Source organism: Bradyrhizobium sp. 142 (genome assembly GCF_023074015.1).
In the GTDB taxonomy this organism is placed as follows: Bacteria; Pseudomonadota; Alphaproteobacteria; order Rhizobiales; family Xanthobacteraceae; genus Bradyrhizobium.
The window spans coordinates 1-22,370 of record NZ_JADPKQ010000350.1 but is presented as its reverse complement, the minus strand read 5'-3'; the positions used below and the strand labels follow the sequence as shown (position 1 = coordinate 22,370).

Below are 22,370 nucleotides of genomic sequence, written 5' to 3'. Positions count from 1 at the left end.
AAAGTTCTCGAAATATTGAGATGGATTAAGGGGGCCTCGTGGTTAACAAACAGTGCGTCGGCGCCCGCGCGACGCGCGACAGGGTGCGATTAACCCAGCAGCAACCTTAATGGAGTGTAATCGGGCCGGTCGAGGTAGAGTTGCGGCGTTGCCCTGCGGGAGTGTTCGATGCGTTTAGCGTTCTGGCGTGCCGGCAAGGACAAGGCGGTGATCGAGCGGGCTGTTTCCAAGCCTAAAGCCGAACCCAAGCCGACGGTCGAAGCAAAGCCCGCGCCCGTCGCGGCCAAGCCGGCGCCAGTCGAATCCGGCGATATCGATCTGCATGCGCTCGGGGGCGCGCTCGTCCGCAAGCGCGGCTGGATCGTCGTGCCGACGGTGCTGGCGCTCGTCGCCTCGGTCGCCGTCGTCAATCTGGTGACGCCGCGCTACAAATCCGAATCGCGGATTCTGATCGACGGCCGCGAGAACGTGTTCCTGCGGCCGAGCAGCGACCGCGGCACCGAGGAGCGGCAGGCGCTCGACCCCGAAGCCGTGACGAGCCAGGTGCAACTGGTGCTGTCGCGCGATCTTGCGCGCGACATCATCAAAAAGAACAAGCTTGCGGAGCGGCCCGAATTCGATCCGGTGCTGCAGGGAATTTCGCCGCTGAGGTCGCTTGCGGCGCTCGTCGGCATCGGCCGCGATCCGTTCTCGATGACGCCGGAAGAGCGCGTACTTGACGCCTATTACGACCGCCTCCAGGCCTACGCCGTCGACAAGTCCCGCGTGATCGTGGTCGAATTTCAGTCGGCCGATCCCGAGCTTGCCGTGCGCGTCGCCAATTCGATCGCCGACGGCTACCTCGCGCTTCAGCAGAATGCGCGCCAGGATCAGGCGCGCAATGCGAGCCAGTGGCTTGCGGGCGAGATCGAGAATCTGCGCAAGAAGGTCTCCGACGCCGAGACGAAGGCGGAGGATTTTCGCTCCAAGTCGAGCCTGTTCGTCGGCACCAACAACACCACGCTGTCGAACCAGCAGATGGGCGAGGTCAACACCCAGCTCAACAATGCCCGCGCGATGAAGGCGGACGCCGAATCCAAGGCGCGGCTGATCCGCGAGATGCTCCAGAGCGGCAAGCCGATCGAAGCGTCCGAGGTGGTGAACTCCGAATTGATGCGGCGGCTGTTGGAGCAGCGGGTGACGCTACGTGCGCAGCTCGCCGAACAATCATCCACGCTGCTCGGTAATCACCCGCGGATCAAGGAACTGAAGGCGCAGCTCGGCGATCTCGACAATCAGATTCGCGACGAAGCGGCCAAGATCTCGCGGTCGCTTGAAAACGACGCCCGCATCGCCAGCGGCCGGGTCGACGGCCTGACCGCGAGCCTCGAGCAACTGAAGAAGCAGGCGACTTCGACCAACGGCCAGGACGTCCAGCTCCGTGCGCTGGATCGCGAGGCCAAGGCGCAGCGCGACCTGCTCGAGACTTATCTCGCCAAGTATCGCGAGGCCAGCACCCGCGAGAGCATCGATACGGCGCCGGCGGAGGGCCGCATCATCTCGCGCGCTGCCGTCTCGAACACGCCGGCCTATCCGAAGAAGTTGCCGATCGTCCTGATCGCGACGCTGGCGACGCTGCTGCTCTCATCCGGTGTCGTCGTCACCGGCGAACTCCTGCGCCAGACCGCGCCGCGCGCAGTCGCCGCGATCATGCCGGCGCAGGCGCAAATGCAGGCGCCGATTCGCCGTGAGTCAGCCGTCAACGAGACAGTCATGGAGACCGCGCCGATCCAACCCGAGATGACGGCCGATGCCGATGTCGATGTCGATGCTGGTGTCAGGGAATTCGCCGAGATCGGGCAACTGGCCGATAGCTTACGCGCCGCGGGTGCGGCGGCGAAGAAGGTCACGGTGCTTGGCACCGCGTCGGGCGATGCCATCACGCTGTCGACGCTGACGCTCGCCCGCCATTTGGCGCGCGAGGCCCGTGTCGTCGTGGTCGATCTCGCCGCGTCCTCGCCGACGATTGCCGCGATCGCCGTCGATGCTTCGGCGCCCGGTCTTGCCGAGCTGATGCAGGGCGAGGCGTCGTTCGCGCAAGTCATCACCCGCGACAAGCTCTCGCGGCTGCATCTGGTCATGGCCGGCCGTCCCGGCTTCGATCGCAGTCTGCTTCAATCGCCGCGGGTGACGCTCGCGATCGATGCGCTGCTGCGCGCCTATGATCACGTGCTGATCGACGCCGGCGGCGCCTCGGACCTTCCGGCGGAGCTACTGACGGCGAATGCCCGCGCCGTCGTGGTGCCCGATGCGTCCATGACCGCCGAAGCGCGGGCGCTGACGTGCGAGCAGCTCAGGGCGGTCGGCTTCAGCGAAGTGACGATGCTGAGCAAGCCCGTGCAGCCGTCGGACGCGGTGGAAGCGCCGCGCGTGGTGGCGGCGTAGTTTTTCCCTCTCCCCTTGTGGGAGAGGGTGGCTCGCCGCGATAGCGGCGGGACGGGTGAGGGGTCTCCCTCCGCGAGTCCATCTCTCCAATAGCGCTCGCGGATAAATACCCCTCATCCGGCGCTTCGCGCCACCTTCTCCCACAAGGGGAGAAGGAAAGGCATCTCGTAGGCGGATGGACTTCTACCCGAACGCCCGTCGCAGCCGCTGTGCCAGATCGAACAGCATCTGGTTCTGCTTCACCAGGCGCTTGCCGTGGCTCAGCGATGACATCGCCATCGCCGCGAGTGTTCCCCGCGAGGTCAGCGGGACGAAACTGTCGAAGATGTCTTCGTCGTCCTTGCAGAACATCCGTTTGTACTCGTCCGAGCCGATGCCGAGGTCGAGCGAGTAGTAGCCGCGCTCGGCGTAGCGGTCGATGATGTAGCGCATCAGGATCAGGCCGGGGCTGTAGCGTGCGTGTTCCGACATCGTGTAGGTGTTGAACATCATCGAGAAGCGCTGGCCGTCGGCAACGCCGGCAAAGATCGCAATCACCTCCTCATCGCATTCGAGCGCATGGATGTCGATAATGCGGCCGTCGCCGCGCGGCGACAGGCAGGCGCAGCGGACGAACGGTTCGACACCCGGCTCTGCGAACACGTTCGGCAGTTTCTGTTCCGCCATCCGCGCCGGCTTGACGCGGAAAAACCAGTCGAGCAGGCGGGTGACGTCCGGGTCCGTAGTGGCGAGGTGATAGCGATACCCGGCGAGCGCCTGAAGCTTCTTTTCCTTGCTTTTCAGCCGGCGCCGAAACGAATTGCTGATCCGCGAAGCGGGCGGACCGCCGGGCTCCATCACCAGCAGCGGGCAGCCGTTGATCGAGCTCTGCTGCCGCAGAAGCGCAAAGGGGTTCTGCTGGTCGTGCCAGCGCAGCGGCTGCTGCGTCAGCGCCAGCACGTCGGCGTGCTCGCGCAGCGGCGCGAAGAGCGCGTCGAGATCCGACGCCGCGGCCTGCGCGGCAAACTCGGCGTTCCACAGTCCCATGTTGAAGGTCATGTGCTTGCCGCCCATGAAGGAGGCGGTGCGCACGCCGTGGCTCTGGCGCAGCACGAGCGGCAGCAGCGCGAGCGGCCTGTGCTCGGCATCGCGGGCAATGACGATGAAGGGGCGGGCGCCTTCGTGGCCGCCGGCGAGCCGCAGCCATGGGCTTAACAGGTCGAAGCGCTGGTAGGGCGTGGACAGGTGATCGGGGTCCTCGAGGGCACGCCAGACCGGCTCGGCCTCGCCGGGATCGCTGACGATGTCGACATGCGCGATGCGGCCCGCTTTCGACCGCGCTGGCGCTTCTGCCGTCCGGCTTTGCATCGCCGCAGCCATGGTCATTCGCGAAACCTGTCGAGAAAGCAAAAATTTAGGTATTTCGGCCTTTGGCCGACCTTTGCAAACAAATGTCAACAAAGGGTAAGGACAATAAGACAGGGACGGACCGCCAGGCTGACGCAAAGGTGGGGATATTGGCATCGGACGACAGATGGCTGGAGCGACTGCGGCTCGAACTGGCCTGGTTCACCGGCCAGCCTTTGTTGCGCAGTCGCGGCGCCGGCGCGATCCTGCGCTTCGGGGCCGTGCGGCCGCGGCGGAGCGGCGCGTTCCAGCCGTTGCGCGACAATGAGATCACGCCGAAATTCCTCGACCGCGCCATTCGCGCGTTGACGCGGTGGAAATACGATTTCCTCGGCATGGACGAGGTCTGCCGGCGCGCGGTGACGCTGCCGGAAAAGCGGCGCTTCGTGGCGCTCACCTTCGACGGCGCCGGCAAGGACCTGATCAGCTTTGCCTATCCGGTGCTGGCGCACCACAGCGTGCCCTTCACGCTCTACGTTCCCACCGCCTTTCCCGATGGCGTGGGCGAAGCCTGGTGGCTCGGGCTCGAGCAGGTGATTGCGCGCGCGAGCCGCATCAGCCTGATGATGGGTGACAGGGAGCAGCGCTTCACCGTCGCCAGCAATGCCGAGAAGCAGGCGCTGTTTTCGTTCCTGGAGAGCTGGTTGCGCTCGCTGCCGCCGGCGGATCTGTCTGCGGCGATCAACGATCTCTGCACGCGCTACCGGATCGATCTTGCTTCCATCTCGCGCGAGGCGTCGATGGACTGGGAGGATCTGGCGAGGTTAGCTGCCGATCCGCTCGTCACGATCGGCAGCGCGACCGTGAACTATCCCGTTCTCGCCAACATGAAAGATGCCGCCGCGCTGCGCGAAATGACAATGGGCAAGGCGGTGGCGGAAGCGGCCTTTCACCGCGAAATCCGGCACCTGGCGTTTCCGTTCGGCGATCGCTCCTCGTTTCGGCGCGCTCACGTCGTGATGGCGGAGGAGGCGGGCTTTGTCAGCGCGGTGTCGACGATACCAGGCATCGTGGATGCGGAGGGGCGGACCAATTTGCGGGCGCTGCCGCGGATATCATGGGACGGCCGGGGGCGTTCGCTGCGCGTGATGCGCGTGCTGGTCTCGGGCATCGCCTTTCCGCCGGTGAAGCCGACGGGCAGCGCTATGAACTAGATTTCGCGCGGTCGGGCCGCTGCATCCAGCTCACGATCGGCATCGCCGGCAGCACCCATCCCATGCCGACGACCACGTAATAGATCGCCTGCCGCCAGCCGGACTCGGCGATCCACGGCATCTGCGCCAGCGCCATGCCGAGCAAGGCCCAGACAGTGGCGAGCACTAGGAGCAGGATGGCGCCGAGGAACTTGCGGGTGCGGATCGTCATGGCGGGATGCTGCGGCCTTCGCGTAACTTGCGCTGTGGGAGCGGGGGACTATAAGGGGCACGCAGTCCGGTTCAAGCCTCATTGGTTTAAGTTTCTCAGATAGAAGTTCTGGCTTCGCCTCCGAAATGACGACGATTTCCGCCCCGTCCGAGCCGCATCGCGCCGTGCGCTGGTGGCTGATTTCCGTGGCCGCACTGATCGCGCTGATGGTGCTGGTCGGCGGTGCGACACGGCTGACGGAATCCGGACTCTCGATCGTCGAATGGAAGCCCATGACGGGCAGCGTTCCACCGCTCGCGGAGACACAGTGGACTGAGGCGTTCGAGGCCTACAAGAAGATCCCGCAATATCGCGAGCTCAATGCCGGCATGAGCCTGTCCGAGTTCAAGGAGATCTTCTGGTGGGAGTGGAGCCACCGACTGCTCGGCCGCTTCATCGGCGTCGCATATCTGCTGCCGTTTCTTTTCTTCCTGTGGCGGGGCGGACTGCCCCGTGAATTGAAGCGGCGGCTCTGGCTGCTGTTCGCCCTCGGCGGGCTCCAGGGCGCGGTCGGCTGGTGGATGGTGGCCTCGGGCCTCACGGAGCGTGTCGAGGTATCGCAGTATCGGCTGGCGACGCATCTCGTGCTCGCGCTTCTGATCTTCGCCGGCATCGTCTGGACGGTACGGCGGCTGTCCGAGCGGCCGCCGATCGCCGCACCTGCGCGGCTGCGGCTGACGAGTGGGCTGCTGCTCGGGCTGACCTTCCTGCAGATCTATTTCGGCGCGCTGGTTGCGGGCCTGCGTGCCGGGCGTGCCTACAACACCTGGCCGACGATCGATGGTGCGTTCATTCCGTCGGCGGATCGGCTGTGGTTCGAGACGCCATGGTGGCGCAACATGTTCGACAATGTGCTGACTGTGCAGTTCGAGCACCGCATGACGGCCTATGCGCTGTTCGTGCTGGCGGCGCTTCACGCGGTCGATGCGGTGCGGTCGCGCGCGGGGGCGGCGGCAAGCGGCGCGCTCTGGCTGTTCGCGGCGGTGAGCCTGCAAGCGGTGCTCGGCATCCTCACCTTGCTCAACCAGGTGCCGCTTGATTTCGCGCTCGCGCACCAGGCGGTCGCGATCGTGGTGCTGACGCTGGCGGTGATGCAGGCGGAGCGGCTGGCCATCCGTCATTCAATCGGCGCACAGCCGCGCGCGGTTCCCATCAGTCAGCCCGGCTGATCACTATCAGCCCGGCTGATTAGCAATAGCCGTAGATGCCGCACGAGTAGGGTAGCCGCCAGAAATAATCGACCTGCTTGCCGCCGTAATACGAGCCCTGATAGTCGTAGTCCCAGGGGCGGCCGTAGTAGCCCGGCAGCGTGTGCGAGCCGGGCAGGAGTGGCGTGCCCGGCAGATTGCGTATGTAGCTGCCGATGCCGTAGGCAGGCGAGATCAGCGCATCCGGATCAGTCTCGACAAAGACCTTCGAAGGTTCCGGCGGCGCCGTTGCCCGCCGCTTCGGCGTGGCAGGAAGATCGGCGGCGAGGGCGGCCGAGATGGTCAGCGTCGCGGCAAAGGCAGGCACCATCCAGCGCAGCATCGTCGGCTCCGAATCAAAGGGGCGATCCAGCAACGATGTATGCGGCAGTTATGGTTAATGACTGTTAACGAGGTCCGTCATTCCGAGGCGCACAAGCGCCCCGGAATGACCAGGAAAGCTACGCGCTCAGCGCCTGTTCCAGATCCGCAATCAGGTCTTCCTTGTCCTCGATGCCGATCGAGAGCCGCACCACGTCGGGACCGGCGCCGGACCTGACCTTGGCGGCGTCGTCGAGCTGGCTGTGCGTGGTCGAGGCCGGATGGATGACGAGCGAACGGGTGTCGCCGACATTCGCAAGGTGCGAAAACAACTGCAATTTCTCGACCAGGCTGACGCCGGCGTCGTAGCCGCCCTTCAGGCTGAAGGTGAACACGGCGCCCGCGCCCTTCGGCGCGTATTTGCGCGCGAGCTGGTTGTACTTGTCACTGGCAAGGCCGGCATAGCTCACCGAGGCCACCGCCGGATGGCCGGTGAGGAATTCGGCGACCGCCTTTGCGTTGTCGCAGTGCTTCTGCATGCGCAGCGGCAGCGTCTCGATGCCGGTGAGGATCATGAAGGCGTTGAACGGCGACAGCGCGGGTCCAAGGTCGCGCAAGCCGAGCACGCGGCAGGCGATCGCGAAGGCGAAATTGCCGAAGGTCTCTTGCAGCCTGATGCCGTGATATTCCGGCCGCGGCTCCGAGAGCATGGGATATTTGCCGCCCGTCGACCAGTCGAAGGTGCCGGCATCGACGATGATGCCACCGAGCGAATTGCCATGGCCGCCCAAGAATTTCGTCAACGAGTGCACGACGATGTCGGCGCCGTGATCGATCGGTCGGATCAGATAGGGCGATGCCAGTGTATTGTCGACGATCAGCGGCACGCCCGCCTTGCGCGCCACCGTCGAGATCGCCTCGATGTCGGTGATGCTGCCGCCGGGATTGGCGATGGATTCGATGAAGATCGCTTTGGTGCGCGGCGTCACCGCGCGCTCGAAGCTCGCGATGTCGTCGGGATCGGCCCACACAACGTTCCAGCCAAAGCTCTTGAAGGCGTGCGTGAACTGGTTGATCGAGCCGCCATAGAGCTTTCGCGCAGCGATGAACTCGTCGCCGGGCTGGAGCAATTGCTGCAGCACCACGACCTGCGCGGCATGGCCCGAGGCGACTGCGAGCGCAGCCGTGCCCCCTTCGAGCGCGGCAACGCGCTCTTCCAGCACGGCGTTGGTGGGATTGCCGATGCGAGTATAGATGTTGCCGAATGCCTGCAAGCCGAACAGCGAGGCGGCGTGGTCGGCGTCGTTGAAGACGAAAGACGTCGTTTGATAAATCGGCGTCGCGCGCGCACCGGTGGTGGGATCGGGCTGTGCGCCGGCATGCACGGCGAGGGTCGAAAATCCCGGAAGGCGATCGCTCATTAGATGGCGTCCTGTTCTTGTGGTCCGAAATGGCGCGGCATGCTGATCGTCACAGCGCCTGTCGTCAAGGCGCCGGTTCACATCAGAGCGATCGTGCTACGCCTTGTCGGGTTCGCGAAATGAATGCTTCGCAATTGCGTCAGCTTTGCTCGCTCTTGTTTTTGGCGGCGCGATCCGATGCCGCGGTGTCGCCGCCACCAACACTCATCCGATTGAGGGATAAGCGCATGCCTTGCGTCGGCGCTGGCGCGCGCTTGGAGCTCAGCGTGCGCGAATTGACGCCCATCCAGGAGATTTCCGACGACAACCGGCCATACTCGATCTTGGGGCAGCGGTTCATCACGACCTTGATGCCGACAGCCTCGGCCTTTTCCGCCGCCGCATCGTCGCGCGCCCCTAATTGCATCCAGATCACCTTCGGCAGCGGCTCGAGCGACAGCGCCTCCTCGACCACGGGCATGATGTGGCTGGAGTTGCGGAAAATGTCGATCATGTCGATGGGGCGGCCGATGTCGCGAAGCGAGGCGACGAATGGATTGCCGAGCAGATCCTTGCCGACATGGCCGGGATTGACCGGGATCATGTCGTAGCCGCGCTGCGCCAGATATTTGAACGCAAAATAGCTCGGCCGCACATTCACCGGCGAGGCGCCGACCATCGCGATCGACTTCACGCTGTTGAGGATGCCACGGATGTAATTGTCGGGATAAGCGTCGTGGTTCATGTTCGTCTTTTCATGTTGTCATTGCGAGCGAAGCGAAGCAATCCAGACTGTCGCCGCGGAGCCATCCTGGATTGCTTCGCTTCGCTCGCAATGACAACTCTACTCGTCCCGCCAGGTCGGCGTGCGCTTCTCGATGAAGGCGCCGATGCCTTCCTCGGCGTCGCGCGCCATCATGTTCTCGGTCATCACCTCTGCCGCATAGCGATAGGCCTCGGCAAGGCTCATTTCGGCCTGGCGGTAGAACGCCTCCTTGCCGAGCTTGACGGTGTAGGCCGATTTCAGCGCAACCCTTTCTGCCAGTTCGATCGCGGCATCGCGTTCGGTGCCTGCGGCGACGACGCGGTTGACGAGACCGATCTCGCGGGCGCGCGCGGCCGGGATCGGCTCGCCTGTCAGCAGCATCTCCATGGCCTGCTTGCGCGGTACGTTGCGTGACAGCGCCACCATCGGCGTCGAGCAGAACAGGCCGATATCGACGCCTGGCGTGGCGAAGCTTGCGGCCTCCGAAGCGATCGCAAGATCGCAGCTCGCCACGAGTTGGCAGCCGGCCGCCGTCGCGATCCCCTGGACGGCAGCGACCACCGGCTTGGGCAGACGCACGATCGCCTGCATCATCGCGCTGCAGGCGTTCATGATCGCTGCGAAATAGGCTCGGCCGCGATCGGGGTCGCTGCGGCGCGCGGTCAATTCCTTCATGTCGTGGCCGGCGGAAAAGGCCGGGCCGTTGGCGGCGATGACGGCGGCGCGGATGCGCTTGTCCTCGGCAATCGCGTTGAAGCTCGCATGCAGCTGGCCGATCATCGTCTCCGACAGGCTGTTGCGCGCGGCGGGGCGGTTCAGCGTCAACACGGCGACATTGCCGACGATCTCCCGCAGCAGGATCGGCGGTTCCGGGGAGGGGATGCGGACGGGCTGGACGGACATTGAAGATTCCGCTTGGGTTATTGCAGTTGGATGACGCAGATAACTTAATGTAACAGGCGACGTGAAGCGAGGGTGAGGGGGCATGGCGTTAGCAAAAATGAGCGTGGCGGAGCTCGAGCTGTTTCTCCGTGACGAGTTTCCCCAGGCCTTCAGTGGCGGCGACATCACGATCGAGAGTGCGGACGGCCAGACCTGCCTTTTGCGCCAGCGCTACAGCGAAAAGATGCTGCGGCCGGGCGGAACCGTGTCGGGTCCGACGCTGATGGCGCTGGCGGATTTCGGGATGTACGTGGTGCTGCTGTCGGCGATCGGGCCAATCGGGCTCGCGGTCACCACCAATCTCAACATCAACTTCCTTCGCAAGGGCCAGCCCGGCCAGGACGTGCTCGCCGAGGCCCGGCTTCTCAAGCTCGGCAAGCGCCTGGCGGTCGGCGAGGTAAATCTGTTGTCGGGAACGTCGCCCGATCCGATTGCCCATGTCACATCGACCTATTCCATTCCAACTGTTTGAGGTTTTTGCAGGTAATATAGCACCATATTTTTAAGCCAATGATTTTGTTGAAGTAATTTCCGTCTTTGGGCATTGACCGCTGCGCGTCTCTTCTCTAGAAAACCGCGCAGTCCGGTGCGGTGTTCGCGCCGATGTCTCCCCGTCCACGGAAACTCCGATATGAAAACCTTTTCGGCAAAGCCGGCTGAGGTGACGAAGAAGTGGGTGCTGATCGACGCCAAAGGTCTGGTCGTCGGCCGCCTCGCCACCATCGTCGCCATGCGCCTGCGCGGCAAGCACCTCCCGACCTACACACCGCACGTTGATTGCGGCGACAACGTCATCATCATCAATGCGCAGCATGCGGTCCTTACCGGTCGCAAGCGCGAGCAGAAGACCTATTACAAGCACACCGGTTATGTCGGCCACATCAAGGAGCGCACCGCGCGCCAGGTCCTCGAGGGCAAGCATCCCGAGCGCGTGCTCGAGAAGGCTGTCGAGCGCATGATCCCGCGTGGTCCGCTCGGTCGCGTGCAGATGGGCAACCTCCGCGTCTACGGCGGGGCCGATCATCCGCACGAGGCGCAGACGCCGGAAAAGCTCGACATCGCCAAGTTGAACCGCAAGAACACGAGGGCCGCATAACCATGGCCGAATCCATTCAGTCGCTCGACCAGCTCTCGCAGCTCAAGACAGCCGCGCCCGACGCGCCCAGACACGAGAAGAAGGTCGACAAGTTCAACCGCGCCTACGCCACCGGCAAGCGCAAGGACGCGGTCGCCCGCGTCTGGATCAAGCCGGGCGCCGGCAAGGTCACCGTCAACGCGCGTGAGGTCGAGGTCTATTTCGCCCGTCCCGTGCTGCGCATGATGATCGAGCAGCCGTTCGTCGTGGCAGCGCGTGCCGGCCAGTACGACGTGGTCTGCACCGTCGCCGGCGGCGGTCTGTCCGGCCAGGCCGGTGCCGTGCGTCACGGCATCTCCAAGGCGCTGACCTATTTCGAGCCGGAGCTGCGCACAGTGCTCAAGAAGGGCGGCTTCCTCACCCGCGACTCCCGCGTGGTCGAGCGCAAGAAGTACGGCAAGGCCAAGGCCCGCCGGTCCTTCCAGTTCTCGAAGCGTTAATCGCTTCGGTCACATTCGTCGCGAAAGCGGCTTCAATGAGATGCAAAAGGGCGCTGATTTCAGCGCCCTTTTTGTTGTTCGTTTGTATGCAAATTGATGGCGTGTTTCCGGAAAACTTGGCCTTGCATGAAAACCTGAATGGAACTCGCGGGACATAGCGTCGCATTTGGAAGGGCGCGCAAATCGGCTGGGCCGGTCGCGTAACTGCTATGTTTAAGAGGGGGCCGACATGATGTCGCTCGATAGCATCACGCTCTATTTGGTCGCCACCATGGTTGCCGCATTGCTCGGCGCCATGATGGTGTTTTTTGGCAGGCAGGAGAACAGCTCTGCACTGAAATGGTGGGGCACGGCGTATCTTCTCGGCGCTGCCTCCGTCGCGCTGTGGACTGCGGCCGGCGACAAGCTCGGTCCGCAGCTCTATCTGGCGCTGAACGCGGTCGGGTTCGTCGCCTGCGGTATGGTGTGGAATGCCGCGCGCGTCTTCCACGGCCGCAAGCCGAACTGGCCCGGCCTCGTGCTCGGCGCGCTTGCGTGGGTCGCGGCCGTGACGCTGCTCGATCCCGCGGCGTCCATGCTGCGCATGATTATCGGCGCCGGCATCGTCTCGCTCTATGCGGCGCTGACCGCGAGCGAGCTCTGGGTCGAACGGCGCAAGAGCCTGCAGCGCCGCTGGCCGGCCTTCGTGGTACCGGTGATGCACGGCTGCGTGTTGATGCTGCCGATTCTGATCGGCAGCTTCTTGCGCCCGAACGACGCCGGCTTCTCCGGCAGCATCTGGGTCACCGTGTTCGCGGTCGAGCTCGTGCTCTATGCCGTCGGCACCGTGTTCGTGATCTTCATGCTGGTGTCGGAGCGCACGGTCACCGTGCACCGCACCGCCGCGTCGACGGATCCCCTGACCGGCATGCTCAACCGTCGTGGTTTCTCGGAGGCCTGTACGCGGGTGATCGAGCGCGAGGCCAAGGCCGGCCGGCCGGTGACCGTGATGATCTTCGACATCGACCATTTCAAGTCAATCAACGATCGCTTCGGCCATCCCGCCGGCGACGAGATGCTGAAACTGTTCTCGACCATCGTCGTCAGCAATTTGCGCATCTCTGACCTCTCGGGCCGGATCGGCGGCGAGGAGTTCGCAGCGCTGCTGCCGTGCTCGCTGGAGGAGGGCGTGCTGGTTGCCGAGCGCGTACGCGAGGCGTTCGAGACCTCCGGCGTCGTGGTCGATGAAGGCCCGGTCGATACCACGGTCAGCATCGGCGTGGCCGGTGGTCCGGCCGGCACCGAACTTGAGGTGTTGCTGGCTTCGGCCGACACCGCGCTCTACCAGGCCAAGCGCGGCGGCCGCAACCGCGTCGAGGCGGCGGAGGAGCTGCCGCTGTCGCTGGAGAACTGGCGGCGCCAGAGCGCGGCGCGTGTCAGTGTGCCGCGACCGCAACCGGCCACGGCCTGAGCCCCGACGAGGCCTCGCGGTAATCGCTTGTTTACCATTCGATCCCTACCATTGCGGTCATGGAATCGATCCGTCGACAGAACCCGCAGGCCGCGCTGATGTCGCTCGAAGCCGCTGCGGCTTCGGCGCGCGGCGGCTTCGCCTGCGTGTTCTCCACCGCCGACGAATACGAGACGGCGCTGATCACCGAGCGCCGCGCGCAGGGACGCTATATCCAGAGCCGCAGCTACTGGCCGCTCGCGCTGTTCGTCGGTTGCGCGCTCATCGTCGCAGGCACCGTTCTGCTGCTTGCCTGAGCCCGCCCGCATTTTCAGCCGATCAGGGCGCCGTTCCGGCGCCTTTTTCTTTGTCGCCGGCTGCGGTAGATACGCCCATCTAACAAAAAGGGTGGAAACCGATGATCACCGAGATCGCGCAAATCGACGTCAAGCCGGGCAGCGAGAAGGACTTTGAAGCCGCCGTCGCCAAGGCCAAGGCCGCCTTCGGCCGCGCCAAGGGTTTTCACGGTTTCGAGCTGCACAAATCCATTGAGAAGCCGCAGCGCTACCGGCTGATGGTGAAGTGGGAAACGCTGGAAAACCACACTGTCGATTTCCGCGGCTCGGAGAATTTTGCCGAATGGCGCGGCCTCGTCGGCCAGTATTTTGCCTCGCCCCCCGAGGTCGAGCACACCGAGACTTTGCTGACCGCCTGAGGACTCTCCGCCAACGCGCAAACGCGTTCCGCGTTTGTCGCGAGGGAAAACCGCTGCGCACTTTGCGCTAACGCGGCCCTTCGGGTCCGGATCGTGCTCAGGCGGCTTCGGCCCGGGGCGTCGCCTCATACGTCTTGAAATGGTCGATCATGACCTTGGCGATGGCCACCAATGGCAGCGCCAAGGCCAAGCCCCAGATTCCGAACACGACGCCGAGCAGGATCTGGAACGCGAACAGCGTGGCGGGCGGAATGTCGAGCGCCTGGCGCTGGAGCAGCGGCGTCAGCACATAGCTCTCCATCGCGTGCACGCCGAGGAACAGGATGAGCGCGGACAGCGCCGCGATCCACCCTGAGGCGAGGCTCGCCAGCACCACCACGACGCCGGCAATGATGGCGCCGACGGTCGGGATGAAGGCGAGAAGGCCGGCCTGGATTCCCAGGATGAACGAGCCGGGGATGCCGATGACGGCAAGCCCGATCCAGGTCACTGCGCCGACTACGAGCATGACGATGATTTGGGCGATCAGCCAGCGCTCCAGCGTCTCGCTGATCCGGTCGATGACCAGGGTCACGCGGATCCGATGCCTTGCCGGTGCGAGGAACAACAGGCCGTCATGATAGATGCTCGGCTGGGCGGTGAAGGCCAGCCCGAGAAACAGCACGATGAACACATTGCCGACCGCGTTGATGGTGCCGAGCAGTAGCTTGAAGGTCTGGCTCACGATCGCCCCGCCGCTGGAGGCGAGGGCGCCTGCGCCCGGCAACTGGCCGTGCGAGGGCGGGTTCGGGGTGGGCGTGGTTGCCGCGTCCGTGGAGGCGGCGGGGGCGGCGCTGCCGAAATCGAAGAAGCTGGTATCGATGCCGTGGTTCTCGAGGAATGACCTGACGTTGGTAATCTGCGACTTGATGGTTTTGCTGAGCAAGGAGGCCTGCTCGGCGATCGTGGCCCCGCCGAGATAGGCCACGCCTGCCAGCATCAGAGCAAGCGCGACGCAGACAATCGCAAGCCGTAACGTATGCGGCAGGTGAACGCGGCGGCCGAGCGCGTTGGTCAGCGCGTTAAGACCGACGCCGAGCAGCATGCCGGTGAAGATCAGCAGCAGGGTGGTGGCAAAATACCAGGTGAAGGCGAGTAGCGCGGCGAACAGCACCACGCCGATGCCGCCGACCGAAATTGCCCAAGCCTGATCTCGAGCCAGATCGGTGCGGGTCCGGAGCCGTTCGTCTGCGGGAATGGTCACGTCACGTCCTTTTCGAAGGCGGCGGGCGGGCGGGGCACTCTTTCGCGAAATCCCGCCCGGGATCAAGCCGGAGCGGGGCGCAGGATCCGCACCCGGCCCTTGGTCGGCCCTTGGTCGGCCCTTGGGGCGGGACTCTGCGCGAAAATAGCATTGCCGTCCCGCGATCCCTTCGGTTGAATTTGTTCCATGGGGAGGGCATGTTTGGAGAATCTTCTTACGGGAGGTCGGAACGGGCGATGAGAAAGCCGGTCGTCGGCGTGATCGGGAATGCCCATCGCGTCGAGAATCGATTTCAGGTCCAGATGGTCGGCGAGCGTAATTTGCGCGCCGTGGCCGAGGTCTCCGGCGGCTTGCCGCTGATGTTCGCGGGCTCGCCCGACATCACCGATATCGCCGCGCTGCTCGATGCGGTCGACGGCATCATCCTCACCGGCGCCCGCGCCAATGTCCACCCGACCCGTTTCAACGTCGACCCCTGCGAGAAGCACGAGCCCTACGATATCCATCGCGACGAGGTCGCGCTGGCGCTCTCGGTCGCCTGCGTCGCCCGCGGTATCCCGCTGTTCGGCATCTGCCGGGGCCTCCAGGAAATGAACGTCGCCTTCGGCGGCTCGCTGCATCCCGAAATCCGCGAAATTCCCGGCCGCATGAACCACCGTATGCCGCGGCTGGAGAACGGCGAGATCCATCCCGATCCGACCGTGATCTTTGCCGACCGCCACGACGTCGATCTCACGCCCGGCGGGGCGTTTGCAGAGCTGCTCGGCTGCGAGAGGATCCGGGTCAATTCGCTGCACGGCCAGGGCATCCTCGATCCCGGCAAGCGCGTGCTGATCGAAGGCATTGCCGAGGACGGCACCATCGAGGCGATTCGCATCGCGGAAGCCCCGACCTTTGCGCTCGGCGTGCAATGGCACGCCGAATACGACCCCCAGCACAATCCGATCAACCGCAAGCTGTTCGAGTCTTTCGGCGAAGCGCTGGTGGAGCGGCAGCGAGCGGCGGCGTAGGCGGTCCGAGGCTGACAGGCTTTTTAGGCATGCTTTCGCCACACCGTCATTGCGAGCGCAGCGAAGCAATCCAGAGTCTTTCCGCGGCGGGATTCTGGATTTCTTCGCTGCGCACGCAATGGCGAGTCCGGGCAACTGCATCGATCTTTCAAGTGGCTTTCCGAATGGCAATGGCAGACACGCCTTCGTAGTCTCGCGGCAGGTTTTGCCCGAGCTTTGCGGTTCGTCCCGCCCAATGGAGACCAAAGGGCGCAGGGAAGGCCGGGCGCCAGCGGCACCCTTGGTCCGTGCGCTACGGTAATGCACACGGGTTGGACCACAAGTGTAGTCGATCGCCCGACCTTCCCTACGCGGATGGTTTTAACGGTGTCGTTCGTGTTCTCCTCGGGGAGCGATGCATTGCGCGGCGGAATACGCAGCCCGATGGATTCCGGGCCTGCGCGCTTGCGCACGCATCCCGGAATGACGGCGAGGAGGCGGCGTCGTGATGCGACGAGCAGCAACGTCGTCGATGCGGACATTTGCGCGCGCGAGCGCAGAACGCTTGTCGCCATACGTTGCGAGCTGCCTTCAGTTTGTAGGCCGTCCGAAACTGATGGTTCTTTGCTCTTGCTGCCACAGATCATCCTCAGAATGCCTGTCACAGGCATTATCGTGTCTCACTTGTTATCCATTGCCTTGAAAATTCGCTCAATGGGCCGCCTAAAACTCTGCCAACGAGATGGCTCCGTCGCCGTGGGCGTCCATAAGCGCAAACATCATGCGGTTGATCCTTCTCAATGACGCGACCTATGATCGTGTGAATCGACCGCCCGCAAGCGGCGGTGCAGCAAGGATTGCGAACCCTGCCGAGCAGTCCTGCGGCGGTCTTGCATCGTCTGGCACAAACACCACCTGAATGAGTTGTAGAGGGCACAATCGCTCCGGGAGCGAGAGCGTGGCCAGCCGAAGGATAAATCAGGATCTCCCTGTCATTGCGCGCTTCGAGGTGTGTTATCGCAGCTACCTCGCGCCAGACGGCTCGATTCAGCGGCCGCTTCCCGCCTTCGCCTCCGACGCCAAGCTGCTCACCGCGCTTTACCGCGCCATGGTGTTTCTGCGTCTATTCGACCGAAAGGCTGTTGCATTGCAGCGGACCGGTCGGCTTGGGACTTACGCCGTTTCGCTTGGTCAGGAGGCGGTATCGGTCGGCATCGCCAGCGCGATGCGGGGGGAGGATGTGCTGCTGCCCTCGTACCGGGACAATGGCGCGCTGATCTGGCGCGGCGTCAGACCGGAAGAGATCCTGCTGTTCTGGGGCGGCGACGAACGGGGCAACCAGTTCTCAGGACCGGCCCATGACTTCCCGTTCTGCGTTCCGGTCGGATCCCAGGCGCCGCACGCCGCCGGCGTCGCCTACGCCCTCAAGCTGCGCAAGCAAGCGCGAGTCGCGGTGTGCCTGTTCGGCGATGGCGCGACCTCGAAAGGCGATGTCTACGAAGCGATGAATTTCGCCGGCGTGCACAAATTGCCGCTTGTTTTTGTGGTGGCCAACAATCAATGGGCCATTTCGGTACCATTGCGACTGCAGACGGCTTGCGAAACGCTGGCACAAAAGGCGATCGCCGCAGGATTCACCGGCGAGCGGGTCGACGGGAGTGACGTGGTGGCCATGCACGCCGCTGCCGAAGCGGCCATTGCCGCCGCGCGTGATGGCAAAGGCCCCCACCTCATCGAGGCGGTCACCTACCGGCTCGGCGACCATACGACCTCCGACGACGCGTCACGCTATCGTTCGGCCGACGATGTCCAAGCGCATTGGAAGGAAGAGCCGATTGCGCGGCTGAGGAATTATCTTGTCGCCCAAAAGATGTGGAGCAAAGTCGACGAGGAGCAGCTTGCCGCCGAGTGTCACGAGCGCGTCGATGCAGCGGCCGACGTTTATCTGGCAACGGCGCCGCGCCGGCCCGAAACGATGTTCGATCACCTCTATGCCGATCTGCCCGAAGCCTATGCCGCGCAACGCCGCGAGCTCGCGGGAGAGCACGATGCCTGAGGCAACGCTGGTCGAAGCCATCAATCTGGCGCTTGCACGCGCAATGGAGGATGATCCTGACGTGGTCGTGCTTGGTGAAGATGTCGGCGTCAATGGGGGCGTCTTCCGCGCGACCGCGGGCTTGCAAAAGCGTTTTGGACCGGAGCGTGTCCTCGACACGCCGCTTGCCGAGCTTCTGATCAGCGGGCTTTGCGTCGGCATGGCCGCGCAGGGACTGAAACCGGTCGGCGAGATCCAGTTCATGGGGTTTATCTATCCCTGCCTGGATCAGCTGGTGAACCATGCCTCCCGATTGCGCAACCGCACCCAGGGACGGCTCACCTGTCCAATGGTTTTGCGCACACCGCACGGTGCCGGCATCCGTGCGCCCGAGCATCATTCTGAAAGCACCGAGGCGATGCTCGCGCATATTCCCGGTTTGCGCGTCGTCATGCCTTCGTCTCCGGAGCGCGCTTATGGACTTCTCCTCGCTGCGATCAGCGATGCCGATCCAGTGGTGTTTCTCGAGCCGACACGTCTGTATCGCGCGGCCAAGGGCGAAGTGGAGGACAATGGTGAGCCCTTGCCGCTGGATCGCGCCTTCGTCTTGCGGCAAGGTCGCGACCTCACGCTTGTTAGCTGGGGCGCGATGGTGAAGGAAGCCATGGCTGCGGCCGATGCACTCTCGGCTGATGGTATTGCCGCCGAGGTCATCGATCTCGCGACCCTCAAGCCCTACGACGAAAAGACTATCCTCAACTCGGTCGCAAAGACTGGCCGCTGCGTCATCGTGCACGAGGCGGCCCGCACGGGCGGATTCGGCGCCGAGATCGCCGCGACCATCGCCGAGCGCGGCCTATCCTCGCTACTCGCACCCGTGATCCGCGTCACCGGGTATGACACCGTCATTCCGATGGCGCGTCTCGAACAATACTACATGCCTTCCGTCGAACGGATTGTGACGGCGGCCCGCAAGACTTGCCAGTTCAGCTGAATCTGAATGGACCTCGTCCCATGCGCCAATTCACGCTGCCCGATCTTGGCGAAGGTCTTGAAGAGGCGGAGATCGTCAGCTGGTATGTCGGCGAGGGCGATCACGTCGTCACCGATCAACCGCTCCTTTCCGTCGAGACCGACAAGGCGGTGGTCGAAATACCATCGCCGGCGAGCGGACGCATCGCACACGTGTTCGGCGCCAAGGGCGACATCGTGAAGGTCGGCACGCCTCTCGTCGAATTTGCGGAAGGCGTCGAAGAGGACAGGGGCACAATCGTCGGCGAACTCGGTAGCGGCGAACATCTGCCTGCTACGGGGATTTCCTCCGCGCCGCCGACCGGGCCGCAGCGTCAGGTGTTTCCAGCTGTGCGCGCCCTCGCGCACAAGCTCGATGTCGATCTGGAGAGCGTGGCGGCTACGGGGCCCGGCGGCACGATCACCCGCGCCGATGTCGAACGGGCTGCGAAGGGCATGTCCGAAGCCGGTGGCGCCGAGCCGCTGCGAGGGATGCGGCGCGCCATGGCCCAACGCATGGCAGCAGCCCATGCGCAAATTGCCCCAGCTACGGTAACTGATGAAGCCGACATTGACGATTGGCCGACGGGCGAGGACGTCACAATCCGCCTGGTGCGGGCCATCGCTGCCGCTTGCAAGGCAGAGCCCGCGCTCAATGCCTGGTACAATTCCGGCGCGGGAGAACGGCGTCTCTTGGCGCGCGTCGATCTCGGCATCGCCGTCGATACCGAGGGCGGCCTGATCGTTCCCGTGTTGCGCAATATTGCAGGACGCGGCGTTTCGGACTTGCGGGCCGGGCTTGACCGGCTCCGGGCCGACGCCATCGCGCGCTCGATACCACCTGAAGAGCTGCGCGGCGCGACGATTACGCTATCGAACTTCGGGATGATGGGCGGCCGGTTTGCCAATCTGATCATCGTGCCGCCCCAGACGGCCATCATAGGAGCCGGGCGAATTTCGCAGCGCGTGGTCCCGCATCGGGGGCAACCTGCCGTGAGGCGCACGCTGCCGCTATCGCTTACCTTTGATCATCGCGTAGTGACGGGTGGTGAAGCTGCCCGCTTCCTGGTCGCCCTCAAGTCGGATCTTGAGCAGATGTCGTGAACCGCTGCTTGCGACGCGCTCGCACGAAAGGCCACCCGGCCGCATCTCATCGAGCGCACCGCACAACGCCCATATGGTGTGTTGTGCCGGGGCATTGAGGTTCCGGACCGGAACCCCATATTTGTGGCAAGGGAGCCCTTGCCGTGCAGATCATAAAGGCGGCCCTCGTCGCGACGACCAGCATCGTCGCTCTGCTTTTTTGCCTCCTTCCCGGATCGGCCGAGGAGAGCGGCCGGCTTGCATTAACGGTCACGATTGACGGAGCCATTGGACCGGCGTCGGCCAGCTACGTGAAGGAGGCCTTGGTCAAGGCAGGCGAACGGCACGCCGAGATCGTGATCCTGAGAATGAACACCCCTGGAGGCCTCAACTCCAGCATGCGCGAGATCATCGCGGATGTGCTCGGCTCGTCCGTTCCCGTCGTCGGCTACGTCGCGCCGGCCGGCGCTCATGCAGCGAGCGCCGGGACGTATATCCTTTATGCGACTCATATCGCGGCGATGGCGCCGGGCACCAATATCGGTGCCGCGACGCCGGTGCAGATTGGCGGACCGCTTCCGGGCCTGCCGAGCGGCACACCCGACAAGGACAACAAAGACAAGAAGGATGAGCCGAAGGACGCGATGACGGCAAAGGCGACGAACGATGCCGTCGCCTTTATCCGCAGCCTCGCCGAACTGCGCGGCCGCAACGCCGATTGGGCCGAGAAGGCGGTCCGTGAAGCCGCCACGTTATCCGCCAACGGCGCGTTGGAGGCGCACGCCATCGATCTCGTGGCGCGCGATCCGGCCGAGTTGCTCAGGCAAATCGATGGTCGCGTAGTCGAGGTCGCGGGCGGCAGGGTGCAACGCTTGGCAACGCAGAATGCCATGATCGAAGCCGTCGATCCCGGATGGATCTCCCGATTCCTGGCTGTCATTACCGATCCCAACGTTGCGTTCATTCTGCTGATGGTCGGCATCTACGGCCTGATCTTCGAGTTCATGTCTCCCGGCGCGGTCGCTCCAGGTGTGGTCGGGACCATCTGCCTGCTGCTCGGCCTCTACGCTCTCAACCTGCTGCCGATCAACTATGCCGGTCTCGGCTTGATGCTGGTTGGGATCGCGCTCCTCGCCATTGAAGCGTTCAATCCGACCGTCGTGATCGGCCTTGGCGGCGTCGTCGCCTTCGTGTTGGGCGCCGTCATGCTGGTCAGGATCGAAGCGCCGGGTTACCGGCTGTCGTGGTGGGTCATCGCTCTCGCGGCAGCGATGTTCATAGGTCTCCTTCTCGTCGTGCTGAGCGCGCTTCGGCGCGCCCGCAAAGGTCCGGCACGGGTGGGTGCACTAGCCATGCCAGGCCTGATCGCGGAAGTCATCGACTGGAACGAGAACGAGGGGCACGTCTTTACGCATGGCGAGCGCTGGCAAGCGCGCGGCGCCGACACCTTCAAGCCCGGCGAGAGGGTCGAGGTCGCCAATATCGCCGGCTTGACGCTGGTGGTCCGGCGCCCGAATCCTGCGAACGGCAAGGGAGGTCAACTCTGATGATTGAATATTCGGTTTACGCAGTGCTTGCGCTGATCGTCGTCATGTTTCTCACCCAGGCCATTCGCATTCTCAGGGAATACGAGCGCGGCGTTATCTTCACGCTCGGCCGGTTCACCGGGGTGAAGGGGCCGGGCCTGTTCATCCTCATTCCGATCGTGCAGCAACTCGTCAAGGTCGATCTCAGGGTGATGGTGCAGGTCGTGCCGCCCCAGGATGTGATTTCGCGCGACAACGTCTCGGTCAAGGTCAACGCCGTTCTCTACTTCCGCATCGTCGATCCCGAGCGCGCCATCATCAAGGTCGGCGACTACATGGCCGCCACCAGCCAACTCGCCCAGACCACGCTGCGTTCGGTGCTTGGCAAGCACGAGCTCGACGAGATGCTCGCCGAACGCGACAGGTTGAACGCCGATATTCAGGAAATCCTCGACAAGCAGACCGACATCTGGGGCATCAAGGTCACCGGCATAGAGATCAAGGACGTCGATCTTAACGAAACCATGGTACGCGCGATCGCCAAGCAGGCCGAGGCGGAACGGCTCCGGCGCGCTAAGGTGATCAACGCGATGGGCGAACAACAGGCCGCCGAAAAGCTCGTGGAGGCGGGCCGGATCCTCGCGCAGGAGCCGCAGGCGATGCAGCTGCGATACTTCGCAGCTCTGCACGACATCGCGGGCGAGCGGTCGTCAACCATCGTCTTCCCGCTGCCGGCAGGCCTGCTCGATCATCTGATTCCGCGACGGGAGAACCCGTAGCTGGAACGTTTCCACGCTCCAAAACGAAAAGGCGCCCCTCGCGGAGCGCCTTTTGCTTGGTGTGCCGAGCATGTTCGACAGCTTGGAGGTGGAAGTCCTTTACCCAGCCTGATGGCGGCGAAGGGTTAGCGAAGCGCAAGGGCGTCATCGCGAGA

At 64.0% G+C, this 22,370-nt stretch carries 22 protein-coding genes; 15 read left to right on the top strand and 7 right to left on the bottom strand.

Annotated features, from left to right (window positions below; genetic code table 11):
- Nucleotides 1-168: 168 nt before the first annotated feature.
- Complete coding sequence (locus IVA82_RS32740; protein ID WP_247387226.1) at nt 169-2,424, top strand: exopolysaccharide transport family protein; 2,256 nt, start codon at nt 169-171, stop codon at nt 2,422-2,424.
- 183 nt (nt 2,425-2,607) lie between these two features.
- Here the strand turns inward: IVA82_RS32740 and IVA82_RS32735 are convergent, their stop codons facing one another.
- Nucleotides 2,608-3,789: a GNAT family N-acetyltransferase gene (locus tag IVA82_RS32735; protein WP_247387227.1), complete on the bottom strand. Its 1,182-nt coding sequence runs from the start codon at nt 3,787-3,789 to the stop codon at nt 2,608-2,610.
- Between the two features lie 131 nt (nt 3,790-3,920).
- On the opposite strand from IVA82_RS32735, the gene IVA82_RS32730 reads away from it, so the two are divergent.
- Nucleotides 3,921-4,964, top strand: a complete 1,044-nt coding sequence (locus IVA82_RS32730; RefSeq protein ID WP_247387228.1) for a polysaccharide deacetylase family protein — start codon at nt 3,921-3,923, stop codon at nt 4,962-4,964.
- Here the strand turns inward: IVA82_RS32730 and IVA82_RS32725 are convergent.
- Nucleotides 4,954-5,175 carry a DUF2842 domain-containing protein gene (locus IVA82_RS32725; protein ID WP_027529931.1) on the bottom strand — a complete coding sequence of 74 codons (222 nt, stop codon included), beginning with the start codon at nt 5,173-5,175 and terminating at the stop codon, nt 4,954-4,956. The genes IVA82_RS32730 and IVA82_RS32725 overlap by 11 nt on opposite strands.
- Nucleotides 5,176-5,300: 125 nt before the next feature.
- On the opposite strand from IVA82_RS32725, the gene IVA82_RS32720 reads away from it, so the two are divergent.
- Nucleotides 5,301-6,383 carry a COX15/CtaA family protein gene (locus tag IVA82_RS32720; protein WP_247387229.1) on the top strand — a complete coding sequence of 361 codons (1,083 nt, stop codon included), beginning with the start codon at nt 5,301-5,303 and terminating at the stop codon, nt 6,381-6,383.
- Between the two features lie 19 nt (nt 6,384-6,402).
- Here the strand turns inward: IVA82_RS32720 and IVA82_RS32715 are convergent, their stop codons facing one another.
- The 4 genes from IVA82_RS32715 to IVA82_RS32700 form a co-directional block, all read right to left on the bottom strand.
- Complete coding sequence (locus IVA82_RS32715) at nt 6,403-6,744, bottom strand: hypothetical protein (protein ID WP_247387230.1); 342 nt, start codon at nt 6,742-6,744, stop codon at nt 6,403-6,405.
- A gap of 118 nt (nt 6,745-6,862) precedes the next feature.
- Entirely contained in the window at nt 6,863-8,143 is a 1,281-nt protein-coding gene (locus IVA82_RS32710; protein WP_247387231.1) for an O-acetylhomoserine aminocarboxypropyltransferase, read from the bottom strand.
- A 139-nt stretch (nt 8,144-8,282) separates the two neighbouring features.
- The gene (locus IVA82_RS32705; RefSeq protein WP_247387232.1) at nt 8,283-8,867 is read right to left on the bottom strand and encodes a CoA-binding protein; all 585 of its coding nucleotides are present in this window, start codon (nt 8,865-8,867) and stop codon (nt 8,283-8,285) included.
- Between the two features lie 99 nt (nt 8,868-8,966).
- Nucleotides 8,967-9,791, bottom strand: coding sequence for an enoyl-CoA hydratase (locus IVA82_RS32700; RefSeq protein ID WP_247387233.1), 825 nt, complete (start codon nt 9,789-9,791; stop codon nt 8,967-8,969).
- Between the two features lie 82 nt (nt 9,792-9,873).
- On the opposite strand from IVA82_RS32700, the gene IVA82_RS32695 reads away from it, so the two are divergent.
- The 6 genes from IVA82_RS32695 (at nt 9,874) to IVA82_RS32670 (ending at nt 13,549) form a co-directional block, all read left to right on the top strand.
- Nucleotides 9,874-10,302 (top strand): PaaI family thioesterase, encoded by a 429-nt coding sequence (locus IVA82_RS32695; protein WP_148745854.1) that lies wholly within the window; start codon nt 9,874-9,876, stop codon nt 10,300-10,302.
- Nucleotides 10,303-10,461: 159 nt separating this feature from the next.
- On the top strand, nt 10,462-10,926 hold the full coding sequence (gene rplM, locus IVA82_RS32690) for a 50S ribosomal protein L13 (RefSeq protein WP_247387234.1): 465 nt from the start codon (nt 10,462-10,464) through the stop codon (nt 10,924-10,926).
- Between the two features lie 2 nt (nt 10,927-10,928).
- Entirely contained in the window at nt 10,929-11,405 is a 477-nt protein-coding gene (gene rpsI, locus IVA82_RS32685; RefSeq protein WP_148745852.1) for a 30S ribosomal protein S9, read from the top strand.
- A gap of 229 nt (nt 11,406-11,634) precedes the next feature.
- Nucleotides 11,635-12,855, top strand: a complete 1,221-nt coding sequence (locus IVA82_RS32680) for a GGDEF domain-containing protein (protein WP_247387235.1) — start codon at nt 11,635-11,637, stop codon at nt 12,853-12,855.
- Between the two features lie 59 nt (nt 12,856-12,914).
- The gene (locus IVA82_RS32675; RefSeq protein WP_247387236.1) at nt 12,915-13,151 is read left to right on the top strand and encodes a hypothetical protein; all 237 of its coding nucleotides are present in this window, start codon (nt 12,915-12,917) and stop codon (nt 13,149-13,151) included.
- 101 nt (nt 13,152-13,252) lie between these two features.
- Nucleotides 13,253-13,549 (top strand): antibiotic biosynthesis monooxygenase family protein, encoded by a 297-nt coding sequence (locus IVA82_RS32670; RefSeq protein ID WP_247387237.1) that lies wholly within the window; start codon nt 13,253-13,255, stop codon nt 13,547-13,549.
- Nucleotides 13,550-13,646: 97 nt separating this feature from the next.
- Here IVA82_RS32670 and IVA82_RS32665 read toward each other — a convergent pair whose 3' ends face one another.
- Nucleotides 13,647-14,792, bottom strand: coding sequence for an AI-2E family transporter (locus IVA82_RS32665; protein ID WP_247493697.1), 1,146 nt, complete (start codon nt 14,790-14,792; stop codon nt 13,647-13,649).
- A gap of 236 nt (nt 14,793-15,028) precedes the next feature.
- On the opposite strand from IVA82_RS32665, the gene IVA82_RS32660 reads away from it, so the two are divergent.
- The 6 genes from IVA82_RS32660 (at nt 15,029) to IVA82_RS32635 (ending at nt 22,215) form a co-directional block, all read left to right on the top strand.
- The gene (locus IVA82_RS32660) at nt 15,029-15,802 is read left to right on the top strand and encodes a gamma-glutamyl-gamma-aminobutyrate hydrolase family protein (RefSeq protein ID WP_247381408.1); all 774 of its coding nucleotides are present in this window, start codon (nt 15,029-15,031) and stop codon (nt 15,800-15,802) included.
- Between the two features lie 937 nt (nt 15,803-16,739).
- Nucleotides 16,740-17,837: a pyruvate dehydrogenase (acetyl-transferring) E1 component subunit alpha gene (pdhA, locus tag IVA82_RS32655; protein WP_247381405.1), complete on the top strand. Its 1,098-nt coding sequence runs from the start codon at nt 16,740-16,742 to the stop codon at nt 17,835-17,837.
- Entirely contained in the window at nt 17,830-18,810 is a 981-nt protein-coding gene (locus IVA82_RS32650) for an alpha-ketoacid dehydrogenase subunit beta (protein WP_247381403.1), read from the top strand. The genes pdhA and IVA82_RS32650 overlap by 8 nt, the downstream gene beginning before the upstream one ends.
- Before the next feature lie 20 nt (nt 18,811-18,830).
- Nucleotides 18,831-19,931 (top strand): dihydrolipoamide acetyltransferase family protein, encoded by a 1,101-nt coding sequence (locus IVA82_RS32645; RefSeq protein ID WP_247381401.1) that lies wholly within the window; start codon nt 18,831-18,833, stop codon nt 19,929-19,931.
- Between the two features lie 143 nt (nt 19,932-20,074).
- Nucleotides 20,075-21,457, top strand: coding sequence for a nodulation protein NfeD (locus IVA82_RS32640; protein ID WP_247381399.1), 1,383 nt, complete (start codon nt 20,075-20,077; stop codon nt 21,455-21,457).
- Nucleotides 21,454-22,215, top strand: a complete 762-nt coding sequence (locus IVA82_RS32635; RefSeq protein WP_247381412.1) for a slipin family protein — start codon at nt 21,454-21,456, stop codon at nt 22,213-22,215. Before IVA82_RS32640 ends, IVA82_RS32635 begins: the two co-directional genes overlap by 4 nt.
- Nucleotides 22,216-22,370 lie beyond the last annotated feature (155 nt).